Source organism: Klebsiella sp. GB_Kp056 (assembly GCF_040064755.1).
GTDB classification, from domain to species: Bacteria; Pseudomonadota; Gammaproteobacteria; order Enterobacterales; family Enterobacteriaceae; genus Klebsiella; species Klebsiella quasipneumoniae.
The window spans coordinates 1-18,171 of sequence record NZ_JBEAJA010000034.1 but is presented as its reverse complement, the minus strand read 5'-3'; the positions used below and the strand labels follow the sequence as shown (position 1 = coordinate 18,171).

Here is an 18,171-nt window from a genome sequence, read left to right as displayed (position 1 = left end):
GGAACTGCCAGGCATCAAATAAAGCAGAAAGCTCAGTCGAAAGACTGAGCTTTTTGTTTTTGCGTTTAAAAAGAACCCCGTCCCGAAAGGTGCGGGGTTTTTTGCTGTGTGGGGTATGCCTCCCCCGGTGGCGCTGCGCTTACCGGGGCTACGGATCCGACATGGAGCTACGCCCCTCCTGTGGCGCGGACAAGATAGGTCGCACCGACTCAGGGAAAAATATCGCCTGAAGTCCTGCTACTGCTTCGCTAACCCGCCAACCTGACGCTCTCCGGGCGGGTGGTGTCAGAAACCTGCAACACGGGTATGGTGAATAAACAACCTCTGCAACGCTGCGGATAAAATACCTATCTTTTTGCCTCGAAAAATACTGAGAATTACGCGCGTGGTGTGGTCGCTCGTACCGTGAATTTATCCAATGATACGAGTCGAAAAATAATTATCAGTAGCTACGGTTAAATATCTCTCTCTATTTCAGCGCTATTATCTTGTGCTCTGCGAAATAATAGCGCTGCTTCTTCTTTCGGAATATTAACGCGTTAGCGAAATTACGAAATTATTTCCGCCGCTGAGGACTTCACTCCCCATTTATTGCAACAATGGGTATGCATCTTGCCGGTTTTTGGGCTTGATCCGCTATATCATTAACACTTTGTTAACTTGATCTGGTTTATATGACAGCAAATTTGATATACAAAGAGGGATGATTGCCTGTATGGATGCTGCCCGACGTACCTTGCGTTATCTGCTCTGGTTATCGGCTGGCAATATGAGAATAGAAATGAAAATCCTGCTTAACTGGTCGCCGTTGCGCCGGCTCTTCACCTACCTTCAGGAGCGCTTTACCTTTCTGGTGCTGCTCTGCTGGCCAGCGATAATCTGGCTGTTCTGCCGGGTCGGCGTGTGGCTGACGGATAACCTGTATGAACTGCTGGGGAAATCACCCGCCCAGTCCTTCACTGTCTATCTGCAGCCGTTTATGACCCCCGGCACGCTGCTGCGCATCTCCATCAGCTGGGTGGTGCTGCTGTTCATTCTCTTCAGCATGGCGATGGCCTTCACCTGGGGTCTTCGCCACTTTATGAATCGCCACAAATAAACCATTCGGGCCGCCGGGAGTCGACGGCCCTTCTTAAGCCCTTACGCCATCTGACCAATCGTTTTGCGAAAACGCAGCAGGGCGATAGTAAAGAACACCGCTCCGATAGCCAGCAAGGTTAAGAACTGCGGCCAGACGATACTGAAGCTGGCGCCGCGGTACAGAATCGCCTGCGCCAGACTGACGAAGTGGGTGGTCGGCATGGTCAACATGATATCCTGAACCAGCTGCGGCATACTTTCCCGCGGCGTGGAGCCGCCAGAGAGCATCTGCAGCGGCAGCAGCACCAGGATCATCAGCAGCCCCAGCTGCGGCATCGAGCGGGCGAGGGTGCCCATAAAAATGCCGATCGAGGTGGTGGCGAACAGGCTGAGCGCCACCCCCAGCATAAACAGTGGAATCGACCCCTCAATGGGCACCTGCAAAATCCCCTGAACCATCAGCAGCAGCGACAGCCCGGAGACCACCAATACCACAAGCCCCATCGACCAGATCTTGGCCATCATGATCTCAAACGGCGTAACCGGCATCACCAGCAGATGCTCGATGGTACCGTGCTCGCGCTCGCGGATTAGCGCCGAGCCGGTGAGGACAATAGCCAGCATGGTGATGTTGTTGATGATCGCCATCACCGCGCCAAAGCGCTCCTGTTCCAGGTTAGGGTTAAAGCGCATTCTTACCGCCAGCTCTACCGGCAGCACGCTGTTCTCCCGGTAGCGGGCAATGAAGCCGTTTACTTCGCCGTTAATAATATTCTGGATATAGCCGTTGCCGGTAAAGGCCTGGCTCATGCGCGTGGCGTCGACGTTGACCTGCACTTCCGGCTGGCGGCCGGCCAGCACATCGCGCTGGAAATTTGGCGGAATATTGATGGCGAAAGTGTAGCGCCCGGCATCCAGGCCGGCGTCCATCTCATCGGCGGTGATCAGCTCCGGTTCGAGAAACCAGGGGCGGTAGAAAGCGTTAATGATGCGTGAAGAGAGCTGCGACTTATCCATATCGGCAACCGCAATCGGCGCCAGGTGCAGCGAGCCAGGCATCACCGTAGCTGAGGAGTACACCGACACGGTAAAAGCAAACACGATCAGCGCCAGCATCGCTTTATCACCCAGCAGGCTGCGCAGCTCTTTAACGCCGAGGTTATAAATATTACGTAATCCGCGCATCACCCCTCCTGTTTCTTCAGCAGCAACACGCTCAGCCCGAGCACCAGCGGCACCGCAATCAGTAGGGGAATAAAGGAGCCCCACAAATCGCTGAGATTCAGCGCCTTGGAGAAGGTGCCGCGGGCGATAGTCAGGAAGTGGCTGGTCGGGTAGATTTGTCCAATCCAGCGCCCGGGGCCTTCCAGCGACGCCACCGGATCGATCATCCCGGAGAACTGGGTCGCCGGGATGAGCGTAATGATGGCGGTGCCGAAGATGGCGGCGATTTGGCTCTTCATAAAGGTTGAGATCAGCAGTCCCAGTCCGGTGGCGATGGTGACATAGAGCAGCGCCGCCAGGCCCAGCGTCAGGAAGCTGCCCTTATGTGATACACCAAAGACGAAGACCGACAGCGCGCACAGCAAAAAGAAGTTAAACATTCCCAGTACGATGTAAGGCATCTGCTTGCCGAGCAGGAATTCGCTGCGGGTGGTCGGCGTCACGTACAGGTTGATGATCGACCCGAGCTCCTTCTCGCGTACCACGCTCAGGGCGCTGAGCATCGCCGGGATCATCATCAGCAGCAGCGGGATCACCGCCGGGACGATGGCCGGCAGGCTCTTCACGTCCGGGTTATAGCGATAGCGGGTCTCAATGGAGATGAGAGAGGTAGCGCGCTGCGGACTGCTCTGCCGGGCGGCCATCTCCTGCAGCCAGGCCAGATGCATGGCCTGCACGTAGCCGCGTACCGTTTCCGCGCGGTTTGGCATTGCGCCATCCACCCAGACGCCGATTTGCACCGGCGTGCCGCGGGCGATATCGCGGCCAAAGTTCGGCGGGATCTCTATCGCCACCGCCAGCTCGCCGTCGCGCATCCGCCGGTCGAGCTCATCGTAACTGCGCAGCGGCGCCTGTTCGATAAAGTAACGTGAGCCAGCGATATTCTGCGACCAGCCCTGACTGCTGAGGGTTTGATCGCGGTCGAGTACCGCAAAGCGCAGATCCTCGACGTCCATGCTGATCCCATAGCCCATGATAAACATCAGGATCACCGTTCCCAGCAGCGCCAGCGTCGAGCGCACCGGATCGCGGCGCAGTTCCAGCGCTTCGCGGCGGCTGTAGCTGAACAGCCGTTGCAGACTGAAGGCCTGGCGCGGGGCCGCGCGTTCTGGATGGGATGCTGCAGCTGGCGCAGGTTCCTCAGGAGCTGCGGCGGTTGGCTGCGCCTCCTGGAGCCAGGCGATAAACGCCTCTTCGAGGCTGGCGGCACCGCGCTGCTCGACCAGCGCCTGCGGCGTATCGCTGGCCAGCACCTTGCCGGCGTGCATCAGCGAGATGCGGTCGCAGCGTTCTGCCTCATTCATAAAGTGGGTGGAGATAAAAATGGTCACCCGATCCTGACGCGCGAGGTCGACCATCAGCTGCCAGAACATATCCCGTGCCACCGGATCGACCCCGGAGGTGGGTTCGTCGAGGATCAGCATTTCCGGGCGATGGATGACCGCCACCGCCAGCGACAGACGCTGACGGATGCCCAGCGGCAGGGCGGTGGGCAGGGCGTCTTCCACTTCGCTGAGCATGAAGCGCTCGCTCATTTCCGCCACCCGACCGGGGATTTCGCCGTCCGGAATATGAAACAGGCGGGCGTGCAGTTCGAGGTTTTGCCGGACGGTCAGTTCGCTATAGAGCGAGAAAGCCTGCGACATATAGCCCACCCGCTGGCGGGTAGCGATATCTTTCGGGTCGACCGGCTGGCCGAACAGCCAGGCTTCGCCTTCGCTGGCGGGCAGCAGGCCGGTGAGCATCTTCATGGTGGTGGACTTGCCGCAGCCGTTGGAGCCGAGGAAGCCGAAGATTTCACCGCGGGCGATGCGGAAGTTAACGTGGTCGACGGCGACGAAGTCGCCAAAGCGCATGGTCAGCCCACGGGCTTCGATGGCGATCTCTTCCTCGCGGTCGTCGCGCGGCGGGATTACCACTGCCTTATGCGCCTGGCGCTGCGCTTCCGGCAGCAGGGCGATAAACGCCTGCTCCAGCGTCTGACTGCCGGTCTGCGCTTTCAGCTCCGCAGCGGTACCGGTCGCCAGCACCTCGCCGGCGTTCATCGCCACCAGCCAGTCAAAGCGCTCAGCCTCTTCCATGTAGGCGGTAGCCACCAGTACGCTCATCTCCGGCTGGCGCTGACGAATGCTGTCGATAAGCTCCCAGAACTGCGCCCGGGAAAGCGGGTCGACGCCGGTGGTGGGTTCATCGAGGATCAGCAGCTGCGGGTCGTGGATAAGGGCGCAACAGAGCCCCAGCTTTTGCTTCATCCCGCCGGAGAGCTTACCCGCCGGGCGATCGCGAAACGGCGCCAGCCCGGTGCTCTGCAGCAGCTCGTTGATACGAGATTCGCGTTCGGCTTTATCGTGGCCAAACAGGCGGGCGAAGAAGTCGACGTTTTCATACACCGAAAGGGTGTGATAGAGGTTTTTCCCCAGCCCCTGCGGCATCCAGGCAATCTTCGGGCACACCTCGCGGCGGTGATGAACGTCGCGCATATCCCCGCCGAGCACCATCACGTTACCCTGCTCAATGGCCCGCGCCCCGGCGATGAGAGAGAGCAGGCTCGATTTGCCGACGCCGTCCGGGCCAATCAGGCCGACCATGCGCCGCGCCGGGATAGCCAGACTGATATCCCGCAGCGCCACGGTGGTGCCGAAGCGCTGGCCAACGTTGTCCAGCCGGGCGACGGGGGGCGAGGTATCCTGTGGCGTCAGTATCATTGCGGCAACCTCACCGTCAGGGCTTCAGGCCAGGACTGCTGGTTATCCAGCCGCACGTAAGCCATGCCGGGCAGACCGGTTTTGACATACTCCAGGTGCTGCGCCAGCAGCTCCGGCGGGATGCGCGCTTTGACGCGGAACATCAGTTTGAGGCGCTCGTCGCGGGTCTCCACCGTTTTCGGCGTGAACTGGGCGACGCTGGCGACAAAGCTGATATTGGCCGGGATCACCAGATCCGGAGCGGCATCGAGGATCAAGCGCGCTTCGCTGCCGAGCGCCAGCAGACCTGCCTGTTCGGTGGGCAGAAAGAAAGTCATATAGACGTCGGCGAGATCGACCATATTCAGCACCCGACCACCGGCGGCCAGCACTTCACCCGGCTCGGCGACGCGATACTGAATACGGCCGTCGCGGGGGGCTTTCAGCTCGCTATCGTCAATATCGGCGAGGATCCGCCGCTCGGTCGCCTGGGCGGCTTCGACGCGGGTTTGCGCCTGAATAATGCTGGTGCGGGCGGCCTCGATGGCGGCGCGGGCGGCTGAGACCTGGGCTTTCGCCGACTCCAGCGCCGCGCGAGCGCTCTCCGCCGCCGCGCGATCGTCATCCAGTTGCTGAGCGGAGACGGCGCCGCGCTGAGAGAGGGTGTTTGAGCGAACATGGCGTTTCGCCGTGGAATCCAGCTCCGCCTGACGCTGCTTCACTACCGCTTCGCTGGCGCGCATTTCACTTTGCCGCTGATCGAGCAAGGCTCTGGCGGCCAGGACCGCGCTTTCCGCTTCCTTGATTTGCGCGGCGGCTTCAAGACGCTGCTCGTTCAGTACACGGGTATCCATTCTCGCCAGCACCTCTCCCTGGTGCACGAACTGACCCTCTTTGACCAGAATGGTGTCGATACGCCCGGCGATTTTGCTGGCAATATCCACCTCGGTGGCTTCGATTCGTCCGTTGCTACTGGCAAAACCCTCCGGGAGGCCCGGCGGGCGCAGCAGCCACCATGCTGCGGCGGCGAGTACCACCAGTAAGCCGACAAAATACCCTGTCCAACGTTTCTTTATTTTGTCCATACGCGACTCGCTTGATTCCCTGTGCGAAGTGATACGCGTGTCTTCTCCGGCGGGCGGAGCGTCCTCCTTGCGAAGGACGAATGAGTGGGGAAGGGCCGCTGACGCAGCGCTCTACCGCGCCGATGCGCAGCCGAACGCTGTACTACTTATGTGGTCATCATCAGCGATCCTGGCCTTAATGAAACACGCATAGTGAGAGCTACCGTTAACGTGATAGTAACATCCGCGACGGTGTTGTCCACACTAAAGGCAGGGTCTTGTCGGCGCGTTAACAAAATATCCACTATCGGAAACCTTTCATCACCTCAGAACAGGACCGGCAGCCCCAGACCTCGTTTCACCTCATGCAGCGTCTGCTGCGTCAACTGGTGGGCGCGCTCGCTGCCCTGACGCAACAATTCCAGCAGCATCCCTTTATCCTGAATAAAGGTGGCCCGCCGTTCGCGGATCGGCGCCAGGAGCGCCTGCAGGCAGGTTTCCAGTTCATTTTTACACTGGCGATCCCCCAGCCCGCCGCGCTGATAGTGGGCTTTCATCTCAGCCACCAGTGCCTTATCGCTATGGAAAGCGTCGAGATAGGTGAACACCACGTTGCCGTCGACATGCCCCGGATCGCTGACTCTCAGGTGCGTCGGGTCGGTATACATCGCGCTGACCGCGCGGTGGATCTCCTCTTCACTGGCCGATAACGTCAGCGTATTGCCCAGCGATTTCGACATTTTGGCGTTGCCGTCGACGCCCGGCAGGCGGCTCACTTCGCTGAGTAGCGCCTTGCAGTGGCGCAGCACTGGCGCGCCGGTGAGGCTATTCATCTTGTGGACGATCTCGTTGGTCTGCTCAATCATCGGTAGCTGATCGTCGCCCACTGGCACCAGTTCGGCTTTGAAGGCGGTGATATCGGCCGCCTGGCTAATCGGATAGGCGAGAAAGCCCACCGGCAGCGAACGGGCGAATCCCTTCTGGGCAATCTCATTTTTGACCGTCGGATTACGTTCCACACGGGCGACGGTGACGATATTCATATACAGTGCGCTGAGCTCCGCCAGCGCGGGCAGGGCGGACTGCAGGCAGATCGTGGTGAGCCTGGGGTCAATGCCGACGGCCAGATAATCGGCCATCACTTCGAGAATATGATGGCTTATTTTTTGCGGGTTGCTGCCGTTGTCAGTGAGCCCTTGCAGGTCGGCGATCAGGATAAACTGCTGGTGGTCGTGCTGCAGCGCGACGCGCTGGCGCAGTGAGCCGACGTAGTGGCCAAGATGTAGCTGGCCGGTGGGGCGGTCGCCAGTGAGGATGGTTTGCGGATGGTTCATCAGGGACTCCTTATCAGACTGTTCAGCCGAAAGACGTCCTGAAAACACCAAAGCCGCCTTCCGGCGGCTTTGAAAATGGAAACGTGTATCGTGCCGCCTGTTATGCAGGCAGCCACCAACGGCGGGGATAGGTTACGATCGCGTTTCTGTTCATCTTTTTATCCTGCCACGAAACCATAGTGGGGTAAACCTGTTTTGTAAAAGGCCCGGCGGCGCTGCGCTTGCGCGGGCCGAGGGACTGTCCGCGCAGGCCGGGAAACAGGATAAAAGACCATGTTACATGGTCGAGAAGACGTTCATGATCACGCCGCCGGAGATAATCAGCGCCATGGCGATAATGGCCGCCAGGTCCGGTTTCTGCTTATAGAGGATCATCGAGCAGATAGTCACGCCGACGATACCGAAGCCGCACCACAGCGAGTAGGCCACGCCCACAGGGATGGTGCTCATCGCGCGGGTGAGGGCGAAGTAGCAGAGGCCGTAGGCGCAGACCACCAACACCGAAGGAGCCAGTTTGCTGAAACCGTTGGTCTTTTTGATCATCGAGGTGCCGGTGATTTCGGAGCCGATAGACAGCGCCAGCCATAAAAATCCGAGATTAAACATAGGGTATTCCTTTCCTGTTAGTTAGCGATGTTCTTATCCATGGCGGCGGCGGGCGCGGCGGGCGCCGCCTCTTCGTTCTCTTCGGAACCCATTTTTGAGAACAGGTTCATGATAATGATGCCGCTGGCGATCACCGCCATGCCGATGATGGCGGCGGTATCCGGGTGCTGGCCATAGAATGCCATTCCCAGCGTCGAGACCACCAGGATGCCGGTGCCGGACCAGGTGGCGTACGCCAGGCCGACCGGGATATCTTTCACCGCCCTTGAGAGCGAGTAATAGCAGGTGCAGTAAAGCGCAATCAGCAGCCCGAGCAGCAGCATTTTGCTGCCGCCTTCACTGCTACCGAACATTTTTAACGTCGAGGTTGCCGAGGTTTCGGAGAGGATAACCAGCAGCATCCATAACCAGCATTTAGTTTTCGAGGACATCGTTAAGCTCCAGATTTTTCGTAGGGTAAGGTCATATCTTTCTGTTTTTTAAGTAATCAATGGCCGCATCGGTCAGCTGAGCGCGCGGGGCCGCTGCCAGCGCCGGATTATTCACCACGTCTGTGACGGTAAGATAACGGCGCGGTTCGCTGTTGGCGTCTGCTGGCGCGGTGGGCGCGTCCAGCTTCGCCAGCAGCTCATTCATGGTGCCGAGGAAGACGCCGCAGGCTTCCAGACGAGCCAGCGTGGCCTGCAGATGCCCGGCGTAGGCGCTGCCGGCCTGCGTGCCGCGCAGCTGGTTGAGCTCGCTGTGTGGATCGCAGTGGTAGCGCAGCGCCAGCACCGGAATACCCGCCAGCAGCGCCTCGTGCGCGCAGCGGGAGACTGCATTGCGCAGGGTGCCGTTCAGCAGATCCGAGGCTTGCGGATAATCGAGAAAAGGCAGCAGCACCGCCCGCCATGGCGCTGGCGGCAGGACATCCTGCCAGGACGATGACGGGATAATCTCGCCTACCTCTCGCCACGCGGCGGCGTCAGCGAGGCCTTCCTCCAGCGCGAGGCGCAGCGGATAGCCGCTTCCCGCCAGACGCTGGCGGATCGCCGCGCGATAACCATCAGCGGCGGTGACCATTACCAGTACCGGCGGCCGCAGGCGCTGCAAAATACGAGCAACCACACCTTCAATCTGTTCGTCGGTCATGGCGAGCCTCCGTTAGCCGATGAGCGTCACCTGCGCGCCGTTTTTCAACCCGGCGGCATTGGCTTCTTCGGTGTCGATGTGAAATTCCAGCGCGAAGTCATCGCGCACCCGCACCACCACTTCGTCGAATGTCAGCTGGCGTTCGCCATGGCTGCGTACGCTGACCTTCTGGCCGTTGCTGACGTTGAGCTGGCGCGCGTCCTGCGACGACATATGAATATGCCGCCAGGCGCAAATCACTTGCGAATGGAGCGCAACGTGACCGGCGGGGCCAATCAGCAGAGCGCTACCGGCATTCTCCAGTTGCCCGGACTCACGAACTGGCGCGTGAATGCCGAGCGTGAAGCAGTCGGCGCGCGATACTTCCAGTTGCGATACCGGGCGGGTCGGTCCGAGGACACGGACGTTGGTCAGCGAGCCCTTCGGCCCGACGACGGTCACGCACTCCTGGGCGGCGAACTGCCCCGGCTGGCGCAGCGGTTTGAACGGCGTCAGGCTGTAGCCTTTACCGAACAACGCCTCGACGTCCTGTTGCGCGAGATGGACGTGGCGGTTGGAGATCCCCACCGGGATCGCCGGCGCCGTTGCGCTCAGGCGGGCGGCGATTTTTTCGCGAACCACGGTGTCGATCATGACTTCTTCCCTTTCTTCAGCGCCGGATGTTTATCTTCTGTTTCGCTCGGGGCGGTAGGCGGGACGATGGGGGCCGGGGCGGCGATAACTACCGGTTCGGCTATTTTTTCCTCGCACGGCGGGTTGCCTTTGAGGTTGCTCAACGCTTCAACCACGCAGCGCTCCGGGCGGGCAATAACCAACGACTTCACGGTGTGCTCGGCGCCGGCAACCGCCACGCCGCGTTCGATAGCGGTGTGGATGGCGCTGATTTCCCCTTCAAAGCAGACGCTCACCAGCCCGGAGCCTGGTTTGCGATAGCCAATGCAGGTCACGCCCGCGGCTTTACAGGCGGCGTCGACGGCCTGAATGGCGGCGACCCATCCTCGCGTTTCAATTACGCCTAAACTTTTCATGGTCGGCTCCTGTTAATGGCGGACTAAGCGAATATCAAAATCAAATTGCCGGAAGAAGGCTTCCAGCCGGTCCAGTTCATCCGCTGAATAAGACGGGTCCTGACTAATCGGGTAGGGCATATCCAGGCGTTCGTACTTTTTGCGTCCCAGCTGGTGGTACGGCAGCATGTCGATGCGGCGGATATTCCCGCGCTTCGCCAGCTTCTGTACGTAATCAATGGCGCCGGTAATGGCGTCGAATGAGTCGTTGTAGCCGCGAATGAGCGGCATACGCACAATGACGTTGGCGCCGGAATCCACCAGCCATTCGAGATTGCGGCGGATCCCTTCGTTGCCGATGCCGAGCATCGCCTTGTGGTGTTCGCTGTTAATCTGCTTAATGTCGAATAAGAAGGTGTCGGTGACCGGCGCCAGCTTCTGGTAGTTGGCAAGCGGTGTGGTGCCCTGGGTTTCGACGGCGGTGTTAATCATCATCTTTTTGCATTCGCTGAATAAGGCGACGGCAAAATCAGTTTGCAGGCTCATCTCGCCGCCGCCGATGGTCACGCCGCCGCCGGAGGAGATGTAGAAGTCGTAGTCCTGCATGATGATCTCCATCAGCTCGCTGACGGTGACGTCCTTGCCCATAATGTCCAGTGCGTTCCGGGTGCAAATCTCTTCACATTTGCGGCAGCCGATGCAGTCTTTATGGCGGTCGACGAAGTGCTTCATTTCGCCATTCTCTTCCGCCCGATAATGAATACCCGCCGGACAGACGCTGACGCAGTCGCCGCAGTTAATGCATTTGTCGTGCGAGAACATCACCTGGAACTGACTGCTCAGCCCTTCCGGGTTGGCGCACCACGGGCAGCGAATGTTGCAGCCCTTAAAAAACACCAGCGTGCGAATGCCATCGCCGTCATAGATCGAATATTTCTGGATATTGAAAATTCGGCCCGTTAATTCTTGTTTTGCGATCACGCTTGCCTCCCGCTCCGTCCCGTTACGGGACGGAGAACTTCCGGTTATTTCTCAAATACAGCTCATTTAATTCTCTTTAAGAGAACTAGAACTTCTCAATCACCGTACGGCTGATGATCTCGTCCTGGACCTCTTTGCACAGCTCAACGAAGTAGGCGCTGTAGCCGGCGACGCGAACGATCAGGTCGCGGTATTTCTCCGGCTCCTGCTGCGCCTTCTTCAGCACTTCGTTATCGACATAGCTGAACTGCATCTGCCCATTGCCGAGAATCGAGGCGGTACGCAGCAAGGTAATCAGGCCATGGCGACCTTCCGGGGTATCCAGCAGCCCTTTGAGGAATTTGAAGTTGTGAACCATGCCGATGTTCATGGTTTCCACGTTCATCTTGCTGACCGACTTGATAATCGCCGTCGGGCCTTGCTTATCCGCGCCCTGGGTCGGGCTGATGCCATCGGAGAGCGGCATCCACGCCAGGCGGCCGTTCGGCGTGGCGTTGGTTAGCTCGCCGATGGGCGTGTTGTTGGAGATAGACAGGGTGCCGTGGCTGAGGGTCGAGTAGAGCATCTTGTACTTACGGCACTCTTTCTCGGTCCATTCGGTAATATCGAGCGCGTACTGATCGACATAGTTATCGTCGTTACCGTATTTCGGCGCGTTCAGGCAGTCGCGGCGCAGCGCTTCGTAACCTTCAAAGTTGGCCAGCAGCGCATCGCGGATCTGCTCAAGGGTGTATTTCTTCTCTTCGAACACCAGCTTGCGGATCGCCGCCATCGAGTCGACGTAGGTCGCCAGACCGGAGAAAATCAGCCCCGGACCGTGGTTGACCATCGCGCCGCCGGCGGCGACATCTTTGCCGCTCTCCATGCAGCCTTCGACCAGCAGCGACATCAGCGGCTTCGGCGCCACATCGCGGTGGACGCGCTGGCTGATGACGGTGCCGATGGCCGACAGGCGCACGATATGGGCGATCTGCTGTTTCACCGCCGCGTCGAATGCTTCGAAGGTGCGCAGGTCGCGGAGGTCGCCGGTGTCCAGCCCCTGATAGCTATCGAACAGCACCATCCGCCCGCGGTTAAGCACGAACTCGATAGCGATAGGCCACTGGGTGTAGCCGGTGGAGGTCCACTGGTAGATGCGCCCGGATTTCTGCGGCTCAACGCAGCCCATCAGGCAGTAGTCGCGGGCGTCTTCGAAATCGAAGCCTTTTCGCAGCATCATCTTGATATGGGAGTCGTCGAAGTGGCAGGCCGGGAAGCCCATCCCCGCTTTGACGACGTCGACGATTTTTTCCATATACTTCTGCGGCGACTGGTTGTGAATACGGCAGGCCAGCGACGGCTGGTAAACCTTCACGAAGCGCACGGCGTCCATGATCAGATAAGTCAGGTCGTTACAGGCATCGCCGCCGGAGCGCTTCTGACCGCCGACGGTCAGGTTGATAAACGGCTGATAGCCGGCGAAATATTTCGCCCCCAGCTCGCTGGACATCCACATCAGCTCGGCGCATTTGATGATGAACGCCTGCAGCAGCTCCAGCGCGGTATCGTGGGTCAGGCGGCCTTCGCGAATATCGGCTTCGAACATTGGGTAGCAGTACTGATCGACGCGCCCCAGGGACAGCCCGGTCTGGTTCTCTTCGATTTCAAACAGCGATTCCACGGTCCAGATGCTCTGCAGCGCTTCCTGCAGGGTTTTCGGCGGATTCGCCGGCACGTTTTCGTTCACTTCGGCGATGGTCAGCAGCTCGGCGCGGCGCAGGGCGTTTTGCTCTTTAGCCGCCAGTTCGCGGGCATGGGCGGCGATGCGGCGAGCGTAGTTGACCACCCCTTCGCAGGTTTCAATCGCCGCTTTGTAGTAGTAAATGCGGTCGATATCTTCCGGATTTTCCATGCTCAGGCTGGCCAGATGCGCCTCGGCATCGGCTTTGATCCCGTTCATCCCTTTGGTGAACAGCAGTACGTCGTAGCCCGGGCAGGTATCGCCGCCGCCGTTAATCTGGTGATAAGAGAGGTCGCTGACGAAGGTCTCGCCGCTGAAGGCCCAGACGCCAGCCTCACGGTATTGCGCTTCGCAAATCTCATCCAGCGAACGGCCTTCCCAGAATGGGACGATCTCTTCGCGAATGGTTTTTTTATCTGCTTCGCTGATCTCAAACGGATCCTGCGGGCGGGTGCTCATCGTGTCGAGCTCGTCGCGTACCCAGCGCCAGGCGATGTCCGGCGAGAAGGCGCCCGCGCGCGGCTTGCCGCACGGATGACCGACGATCAGCTCATCGTCCTGAATCAGAATTGGCGCGGTTTCGCAGGCGTGGCGGAAGGCTTTGGCGCGCAGCAGAATTGTCGGCATGCCGGGGTTGGCTTTCACCACTTCGGTAAAGGCCAGCGCGCGATAGATAGAGACGCTCGGACGTACCGTCAGGTAGTGGTTGCGCAGGCGCTGCATACGCGGGGTTAACCCTTCCATCACCGGCGTGTCGGCGCAGGCGGCAAACGGGGCGTGGCTGACCTGCTGTACGCCGCTAAACAGACGCACCGGCAGATTCAGCGCGCTGAGGTTACGCTGGGCGCTGATAAACATCGCCGAGAGTTCATTCACTTCAGCATGGTCAAACGCTGCGCCGTGCAGCATGGCGTCGAGCATCGGATAGCCGTCAATGGCGCAGGCGGCGCGGACTTCGCTCAGTTCCGCCAGCTTGAACCACAGGCACTCCACGATTTCATACGCCTGCTGGGTATTCAGCGCGCCGCTATTGATATCGCGCTGGAAGTAAGGCAGCAGCGCTTTGTCCGCCCCTTCCGGGTTGACTGCATAGCTGCCGTTATCCAGCTGGAGCGCCAGCTGGAACAGATAGAACGCCTGGCAGGCTTCTTTGAAATTACGCGCCGGATGGGCCGGCACGTGGTGGAGAATGGCTGCGCTATCGAGCAGCTCGGCTTTGCGATAAGCATTGGTCTCCGCCGCCGCCAGCTGCTCGGCGCTGTTGGCCAGATTTTGCGCCAGCGCCAGCAGGGCGTCGCAGGCGTAGATGGCGGCGCGGCAGCCGTTGACTTCATCCATACCGCTGCGGCTGACCGCGCTGCCGAGTGCGCGGGTTTTCTCTTCCAGCTGGTGCTTAATCGCCAGCACCCCTTTTTCGACCACCAGCCTGTAGTCCGGCGAATCCAGATCGCTATTGAGGTTGAGGAACTGGAAAGCCGATGGGCGACGGGTCGCGTTTTCGTCATGGAAAATCGCCCCGTGCGGTTTACGGCTCTGGTTGCCGACAATGAGTTCATCGGGGCTGATGGTCAGCGGCAGCTGGCGCATCAGTTCATAGAAACGGCGCGCCGGTTTCACGGCGGCGGGAACGCCCGCGATATCGCCATCCAGAGCGTTCAGCGTGGTGGCATGTTCGGTGCACAGCGTGCTTTTCTGGGCGAGTAAACGGTCTGCCAGCACTTTTACGCGCGGCGTTAAGTTGTAGTGTGCCATGAAGTATTCTCCAGATGTTCTTGTTAGTTGCCCGCATTGTTGCCGGGTGGCGCTGCGCTGACCCGGCCTACTCGCGCGTTACCCGTAGGCCCGTGCAAGCGGAGCGCCGCCGGGCGATTCCGGGCAACCGGACCACGCATGGCGATAAAGCTCGGTTAACGCATTAGCGTCCGGCGTACGTGGGTTGGTTGGCGTGCAGCTGTCGCGCAGCGCCTGGCCAACCATCTCCGGCAAACGGCGGTCGAATTCAGCCGCCTCGATGCCGGTTTCGCTGATGCCGGAGGGCATGCTTAGTTCGTCTTTTAAGGCCTGAATGGCGACCAGCAGGCTGGCGACGCCCTGGCGCGGCGAGGCGGCAGGCAGATCCAGCAGATGCGCCAGGCGGGCATATTTATGCGCCGCGAAGGTGTCGCACTGGCCGTGGAAATCGGCGTTCCAGGCGACGACGTGCGCCATCAGCAGGGCGTTGGCGCGGCCATGGGGCACGCGGAAGACGCCGCCGAGCGCGTGGGCCAGGCTGTGGGTGATCCCCAGCGATGCGTTGGTGAAGGCCATCCCCGCCATGCAGGAGGCGTTGTGCATCTTTTCGCGCGCCTGCAGGTCGTCACCGCTGCGCCAGCAGGTTGGCAGATAGCGAAATACCTGCTGCACCACTTTCTCCGCCAGGGCGTCGGAAAAGTCGCTGGCGGCGCGGGAGACGTAGGCCTCAAGGGCGTGACACAGCACGTCCATGCCGGTGTCGGCGGTAATTGCCGGCGGCACCGAAGCCACCAGCGCCGGGTCCAGAATGGCGATATCCGGCAGCAATGACGCATCCACCAGCACCAGTTTTTCCGCGTTGGCTTTCACCACCGAAAAGGCGGTGACTTCCGAACCGGTACCGCTGGTGGTCGGGATGGCGACGAAGCACGGACGGGGACGGCCTGCCAGCGGACGGGTTTGCGCCAGGGAGAAAATAACCGCTTTGGCGGCATCGATAACCGAACCGCCGCCGAGCGCGATAACCAGATCCGGGTAGTGGTTATCCATCAGCTTCATACCGCGCACCACGGTGGTGATATCCGGATCCGCCACCACGTCGTCCCACACCTGCCAGGCGATCCCGCGCTGGCGCAGCAGGGCGGTGACGCGCTCGGCGAGGCCAAACTTCACCATCGCTTGATCGGTCACCAGCAGCACGCTGCGGGCGGAAAGTTCGTTCAGCACCGAGAGGGCGTCCTGACCGAAGCAAATCCGCGGTTTCAGTAAAAATTCACTCATTGGGCTATTCACTCCTGTTCGGCGTCCCGAAACACCTTCTCAACAATGGCGACCACCGACATCGCTTTGTAGCGCTCTTTATTGAGCGCGAAGTACTCTTCCGCCAGCACGATGTCGTGCATACCGGCGCCGACGTTATCGACGGCGACCCAGGTCTGGTCCTTCATCGGCTGCTGTTTGTCATCTAAGCGAGTGATCAACAGCAGGTTGCTGCCGCGCAGCTCATCGCATTTTTGCGTGGCGACAACATGGCCGGTCACCTTTGCGAGAATCATCGTTTTATCGCCTTATATCAGTGCGTTACTTAGCAAGGCGCTCCAGCACCTGGCGGATAACGCGTTCCACGTTTTGCTCGTTGATTGCGCCTTCCGCATTCGCTGCGGCGCCTGGGCTGGCGAAGCGGTCATCGCTGCCTGCCGGGTGTGCTGGCGCAGCGCTCGCCGGGGCGCTGAAACGCACGTCATCGAGAATGCTGCGCTGCGGATCGCTCGCCGACGTGACGATGGTCGGCTGCGGTTCAGGGCGGCTGCCCGGGGCGCGCAGTTCGTCAATCGAACGCACGCCGTAGCCGACTTTGCGGATGTTGAGCAGGTTCATCGGGCCGACGTTGTCGGAGCTGGAGCCGCCGCCGACCGCGCCGCAGCCGAGGGTCAGCGCCGGGGAGATATTGGTGGTGGCGCCGATGCCGCCGAGCGCCGCCGGGGTGTTTATCAGGATGCGGTTGACTGGTTTTTCGAGGCTGAACTGGCGGATGACGTCCTGGTTGCGGGTGTGGATCACCAGCGTATGGCCGAGCCCTTCATTAGTCAGCAGCTCTACCACGCGGTGGCAGGCGGCTTTCCAGTCCTCTGCCACGTACAGGCCGAGTACCGGGCACAGTTTTTCCCGCGAGTAGGGGTTTTTCGGCGAGACGGTGGTCTGCTCGGCGATCAGCACTTTGGTGCTGGCCGGGACGCAGAAGCCGGCCATCTGGCTGAGGTACAGCGCGGTTTTGCCGACCACTTTCGGGTTGATGGTGCCGTTCGAGCGCAGCAGCAGCGCCGCCATTTTCGCCGCTTCATCTTCATTCATGAAGTAAGCGCCCTGCGCTTCCAGCTCGCGGTGAACCTCATCGTAAATGCAGCCTTCGACAATGATCGACTGCTCGGAGGCGCAAATCACCCCATTATCGAAGGTTTTGCTGGTGATGATGTCTTTCACCGCGTGATGGATATCGGCGCTGCGTTCGATAAATGCCGGGCCGTTGCCCGGGCCGCCGCTGATGGTCGGGGTGCCGGACGCGTAGGCCGCGCGCACCATGCCTTCCCCGCCGGTGGCGAGGATCAGCGAAACGTCTTTGCTGTGCATGAGCTCTGAGGTGGCTTCGAGGGTCAATTGGGTGATGCCGTCGACGCTGCCCTCCGGCGCGCCGGCCGCTTCCGCCGCGCGTTTGACGATCTCAATCGCTTTCCAGCTGCACTGACGCGCGCCCGGGTGCGGGGAGAAGATAATGGCGTTGCCGGCCTTGAGGGCAATCAGCGCTTTGTAGATAACCGTAGAGGTTGGATTAGTTGAGGGTACCAGCGCGCAAATCACGCCCAGCGGCACGCCCACGTCCATCACTTTTTTTACCGGGTCGTCATGAATGATGCCAACGGTCTTCATATCTTTGATGGCGTCGTAGACGCGCAGCGAGGCGAAGCGGTTTTTCAGCACTTTGTCCTGCCAGTTGCCAAAACCGGTCTCTTCCGCGGCCATTTTCGCCAGCGCTTCAGCGTGGTGCGCTGCTTCCTGGGCCACGTTTTTCACGATGGCGTCGATTTGCTGCTGCGAAAAGGTGGCCAGCATTGCCTGCGCCTTTTTGGCGTTGCGCACCAGTTCCCGGGCGTTCTGCCGGGACTGCAAATCGTTATCCAGTTCAATCATGAGTCTATCCTTCATCAGACGAAAAGAGTGGGGACGGGGCGTGCCCTGTCAGGTCATGCTTTGTGCTGCGCCGCGATTTTTTCGATGTCGTTATGGGGACGCGCGATGACGCGAGAGCTGACGACTTCGCCAATGCGTTTCGCCGCTTCCACGCCGGAGTCTACCGCCGCGTTGACCGCGCCGACGTCGCCTTTCACCATGGCGGTGACCAGGCCGGAGCCGACGTTTTCATAGCCAATCAATTCGACGTTGGCGGCTTTGCACATCGCGTCCGCGGCTTCAATACAGGCCACCAGACCTTTGGTTTCGATAAGACCAAGCGCTTCTTTCATCAGGTTTCTCCGTTAGTCCGCAATTTTGTAATGCGAGACGATTTTGTTGATGTCGTTATGCGGACGCGCGATGACCAGCGAGGTCACCACT

The 18,171-nt window shown here is 60.0% G+C and carries 16 protein-coding genes; 1 reads left to right on the top strand and 15 read right to left on the bottom strand.

Annotated elements, in window-relative coordinates:
- Positions 1-781: 781 nt before the first annotated feature.
- Entirely contained in the window at positions 782-1,099 is a 318-nt protein-coding gene (locus ABLV52_RS02615) for a hypothetical protein (RefSeq protein WP_004204117.1), read from the top strand.
- A gap of 41 nt (positions 1,100-1,140) precedes the next feature.
- Here the strand turns inward: ABLV52_RS02615 and ABLV52_RS02610 are convergent, their stop codons facing one another.
- From ABLV52_RS02610 to ABLV52_RS02540, 15 genes are all read right to left on the bottom strand, one after another.
- The gene (locus ABLV52_RS02610; RefSeq protein WP_048336335.1) at positions 1,141-2,265 is read right to left on the bottom strand and encodes an ABC transporter permease; all 1,125 of its coding nucleotides are present in this window, start codon (positions 2,263-2,265) and stop codon (positions 1,141-1,143) included.
- Positions 2,265-5,009, bottom strand: a complete 2,745-nt coding sequence (gene rbbA, locus ABLV52_RS02605) for a ribosome-associated ATPase/putative transporter RbbA (RefSeq protein WP_348889962.1) — start codon at positions 5,007-5,009, stop codon at positions 2,265-2,267. Before rbbA ends, ABLV52_RS02610 begins: the two co-directional genes overlap by 1 nt.
- Positions 5,006-6,073: an HlyD family efflux transporter periplasmic adaptor subunit gene (locus ABLV52_RS02600; RefSeq protein ID WP_048296580.1), complete on the bottom strand. Its 1,068-nt coding sequence runs from the start codon at positions 6,071-6,073 to the stop codon at positions 5,006-5,008. Before ABLV52_RS02600 ends, rbbA begins: the two co-directional genes overlap by 4 nt.
- Positions 6,074-6,378: 305 nt before the next feature.
- Complete coding sequence (trpS, locus tag ABLV52_RS02595; RefSeq protein WP_087827577.1) at positions 6,379-7,386, bottom strand: tryptophan--tRNA ligase; 1,008 nt, start codon at positions 7,384-7,386, stop codon at positions 6,379-6,381.
- A gap of 276 nt (positions 7,387-7,662) precedes the next feature.
- Complete coding sequence (locus tag ABLV52_RS02590) at positions 7,663-7,992, bottom strand: multidrug efflux SMR transporter (protein WP_004204123.1); 330 nt, start codon at positions 7,990-7,992, stop codon at positions 7,663-7,665.
- Between the two features lie 17 nt (positions 7,993-8,009).
- Positions 8,010-8,423 carry a multidrug efflux SMR transporter gene (locus ABLV52_RS02585; protein ID WP_086076463.1) on the bottom strand — a complete coding sequence of 138 codons (414 nt, stop codon included), beginning with the start codon at positions 8,421-8,423 and terminating at the stop codon, positions 8,010-8,012.
- A 31-nt stretch (positions 8,424-8,454) separates the two neighbouring features.
- A complete protein-coding gene (locus ABLV52_RS02580; RefSeq protein ID WP_117134254.1) occupies positions 8,455-9,123 on the bottom strand; it encodes a hypothetical protein in 669 nt (222 codons plus the stop codon).
- Positions 9,124-9,135: 12 nt separating this feature from the next.
- Positions 9,136-9,756 (bottom strand): phosphate propanoyltransferase, encoded by a 621-nt coding sequence (locus tag ABLV52_RS02575; RefSeq protein ID WP_348889961.1) that lies wholly within the window; start codon positions 9,754-9,756, stop codon positions 9,136-9,138.
- Positions 9,753-10,151 (bottom strand): BMC domain-containing protein, encoded by a 399-nt coding sequence (locus ABLV52_RS02570; protein ID WP_348889960.1) that lies wholly within the window; start codon positions 10,149-10,151, stop codon positions 9,753-9,755. Before ABLV52_RS02570 ends, ABLV52_RS02575 begins: the two co-directional genes overlap by 4 nt.
- Positions 10,152-10,163: 12 nt before the next feature.
- Positions 10,164-11,111 (bottom strand): choline TMA-lyase-activating enzyme, encoded by a 948-nt coding sequence (gene cutD / locus ABLV52_RS02565; protein ID WP_348889959.1) that lies wholly within the window; start codon positions 11,109-11,111, stop codon positions 10,164-10,166.
- 85 nt (positions 11,112-11,196) lie between these two features.
- Positions 11,197-14,583, bottom strand: coding sequence for a choline trimethylamine-lyase (cutC, locus tag ABLV52_RS02560; protein WP_348889958.1), 3,387 nt, complete (start codon positions 14,581-14,583; stop codon positions 11,197-11,199).
- A 78-nt stretch (positions 14,584-14,661) separates the two neighbouring features.
- Positions 14,662-15,843: a 1-propanol dehydrogenase PduQ gene (locus ABLV52_RS02555; RefSeq protein WP_348889957.1), complete on the bottom strand. Its 1,182-nt coding sequence runs from the start codon at positions 15,841-15,843 to the stop codon at positions 14,662-14,664.
- Positions 15,844-15,851: 8 nt separating this feature from the next.
- On the bottom strand, positions 15,852-16,118 hold the full coding sequence (locus ABLV52_RS02550) for a EutN/CcmL family microcompartment protein (RefSeq protein ID WP_004204134.1): 267 nt from the start codon (positions 16,116-16,118) through the stop codon (positions 15,852-15,854).
- A gap of 25 nt (positions 16,119-16,143) precedes the next feature.
- Complete coding sequence (locus tag ABLV52_RS02545) at positions 16,144-17,748, bottom strand: acetaldehyde dehydrogenase (acetylating) (protein WP_348889956.1); 1,605 nt, start codon at positions 17,746-17,748, stop codon at positions 16,144-16,146.
- Positions 17,749-17,801: 53 nt separating this feature from the next.
- The gene (locus ABLV52_RS02540; RefSeq protein ID WP_004146125.1) at positions 17,802-18,080 is read right to left on the bottom strand and encodes a BMC domain-containing protein; all 279 of its coding nucleotides are present in this window, start codon (positions 18,078-18,080) and stop codon (positions 17,802-17,804) included.
- Between the last annotated feature and the right edge of the window lie 91 nt (positions 18,081-18,171).

What these genes read in the sequence shown, in the direction of transcription:
- ABLV52_RS02615 (WP_004204117.1), top strand. Translation starts at nt 782, where the DNA reads ATGAAAATCCTGCTTAACTGGTCGCCGTTGCGCCGGCTCTTCACCTAC.
- ABLV52_RS02610 (WP_048336335.1), bottom strand. Translation starts at nt 2,265, where the DNA reads ATGCGCGGATTACGTAATATTTATAACCTCGGCGTTAAAGAGCTGCGC.
- rbbA (WP_348889962.1), bottom strand. Translation starts at nt 5,009, where the DNA reads ATGATACTGACGCCACAGGATACCTCGCCCCCCGTCGCCCGGCTGGAC.
- ABLV52_RS02600 (WP_048296580.1), bottom strand. Translation starts at nt 6,073, where the DNA reads ATGGACAAAATAAAGAAACGTTGGACAGGGTATTTTGTCGGCTTACTG.
- trpS (WP_087827577.1), bottom strand. Translation starts at nt 7,386, where the DNA reads ATGAACCATCCGCAAACCATCCTCACTGGCGACCGCCCCACCGGCCAG.
- ABLV52_RS02590 (WP_004204123.1), bottom strand. Translation starts at nt 7,992, where the DNA reads ATGTTTAATCTCGGATTTTTATGGCTGGCGCTGTCTATCGGCTCCGAA.
- ABLV52_RS02585 (WP_086076463.1), bottom strand. Translation starts at nt 8,423, where the DNA reads ATGTCCTCGAAAACTAAATGCTGGTTATGGATGCTGCTGGTTATCCTC.
- ABLV52_RS02580 (WP_117134254.1), bottom strand. Translation starts at nt 9,123, where the DNA reads ATGACCGACGAACAGATTGAAGGTGTGGTTGCTCGTATTTTGCAGCGC.
- ABLV52_RS02575 (WP_348889961.1), bottom strand. Translation starts at nt 9,756, where the DNA reads ATGATCGACACCGTGGTTCGCGAAAAAATCGCCGCCCGCCTGAGCGCA.
- ABLV52_RS02570 (WP_348889960.1), bottom strand. Translation starts at nt 10,151, where the DNA reads ATGAAAAGTTTAGGCGTAATTGAAACGCGAGGATGGGTCGCCGCCATT.
- cutC (WP_348889958.1), bottom strand. Translation starts at nt 14,583, where the DNA reads ATGGCACACTACAACTTAACGCCGCGCGTAAAAGTGCTGGCAGACCGT.
- ABLV52_RS02555 (WP_348889957.1), bottom strand. Translation starts at nt 15,843, where the DNA reads ATGAGTGAATTTTTACTGAAACCGCGGATTTGCTTCGGTCAGGACGCC.
- ABLV52_RS02550 (WP_004204134.1), bottom strand. Translation starts at nt 16,118, where the DNA reads ATGATTCTCGCAAAGGTGACCGGCCATGTTGTCGCCACGCAAAAATGC.
- ABLV52_RS02545 (WP_348889956.1), bottom strand. Translation starts at nt 17,748, where the DNA reads ATGATTGAACTGGATAACGATTTGCAGTCCCGGCAGAACGCCCGGGAA.
- ABLV52_RS02540 (WP_004146125.1), bottom strand. Translation starts at nt 18,080, where the DNA reads ATGAAAGAAGCGCTTGGTCTTATCGAAACCAAAGGTCTGGTGGCCTGT.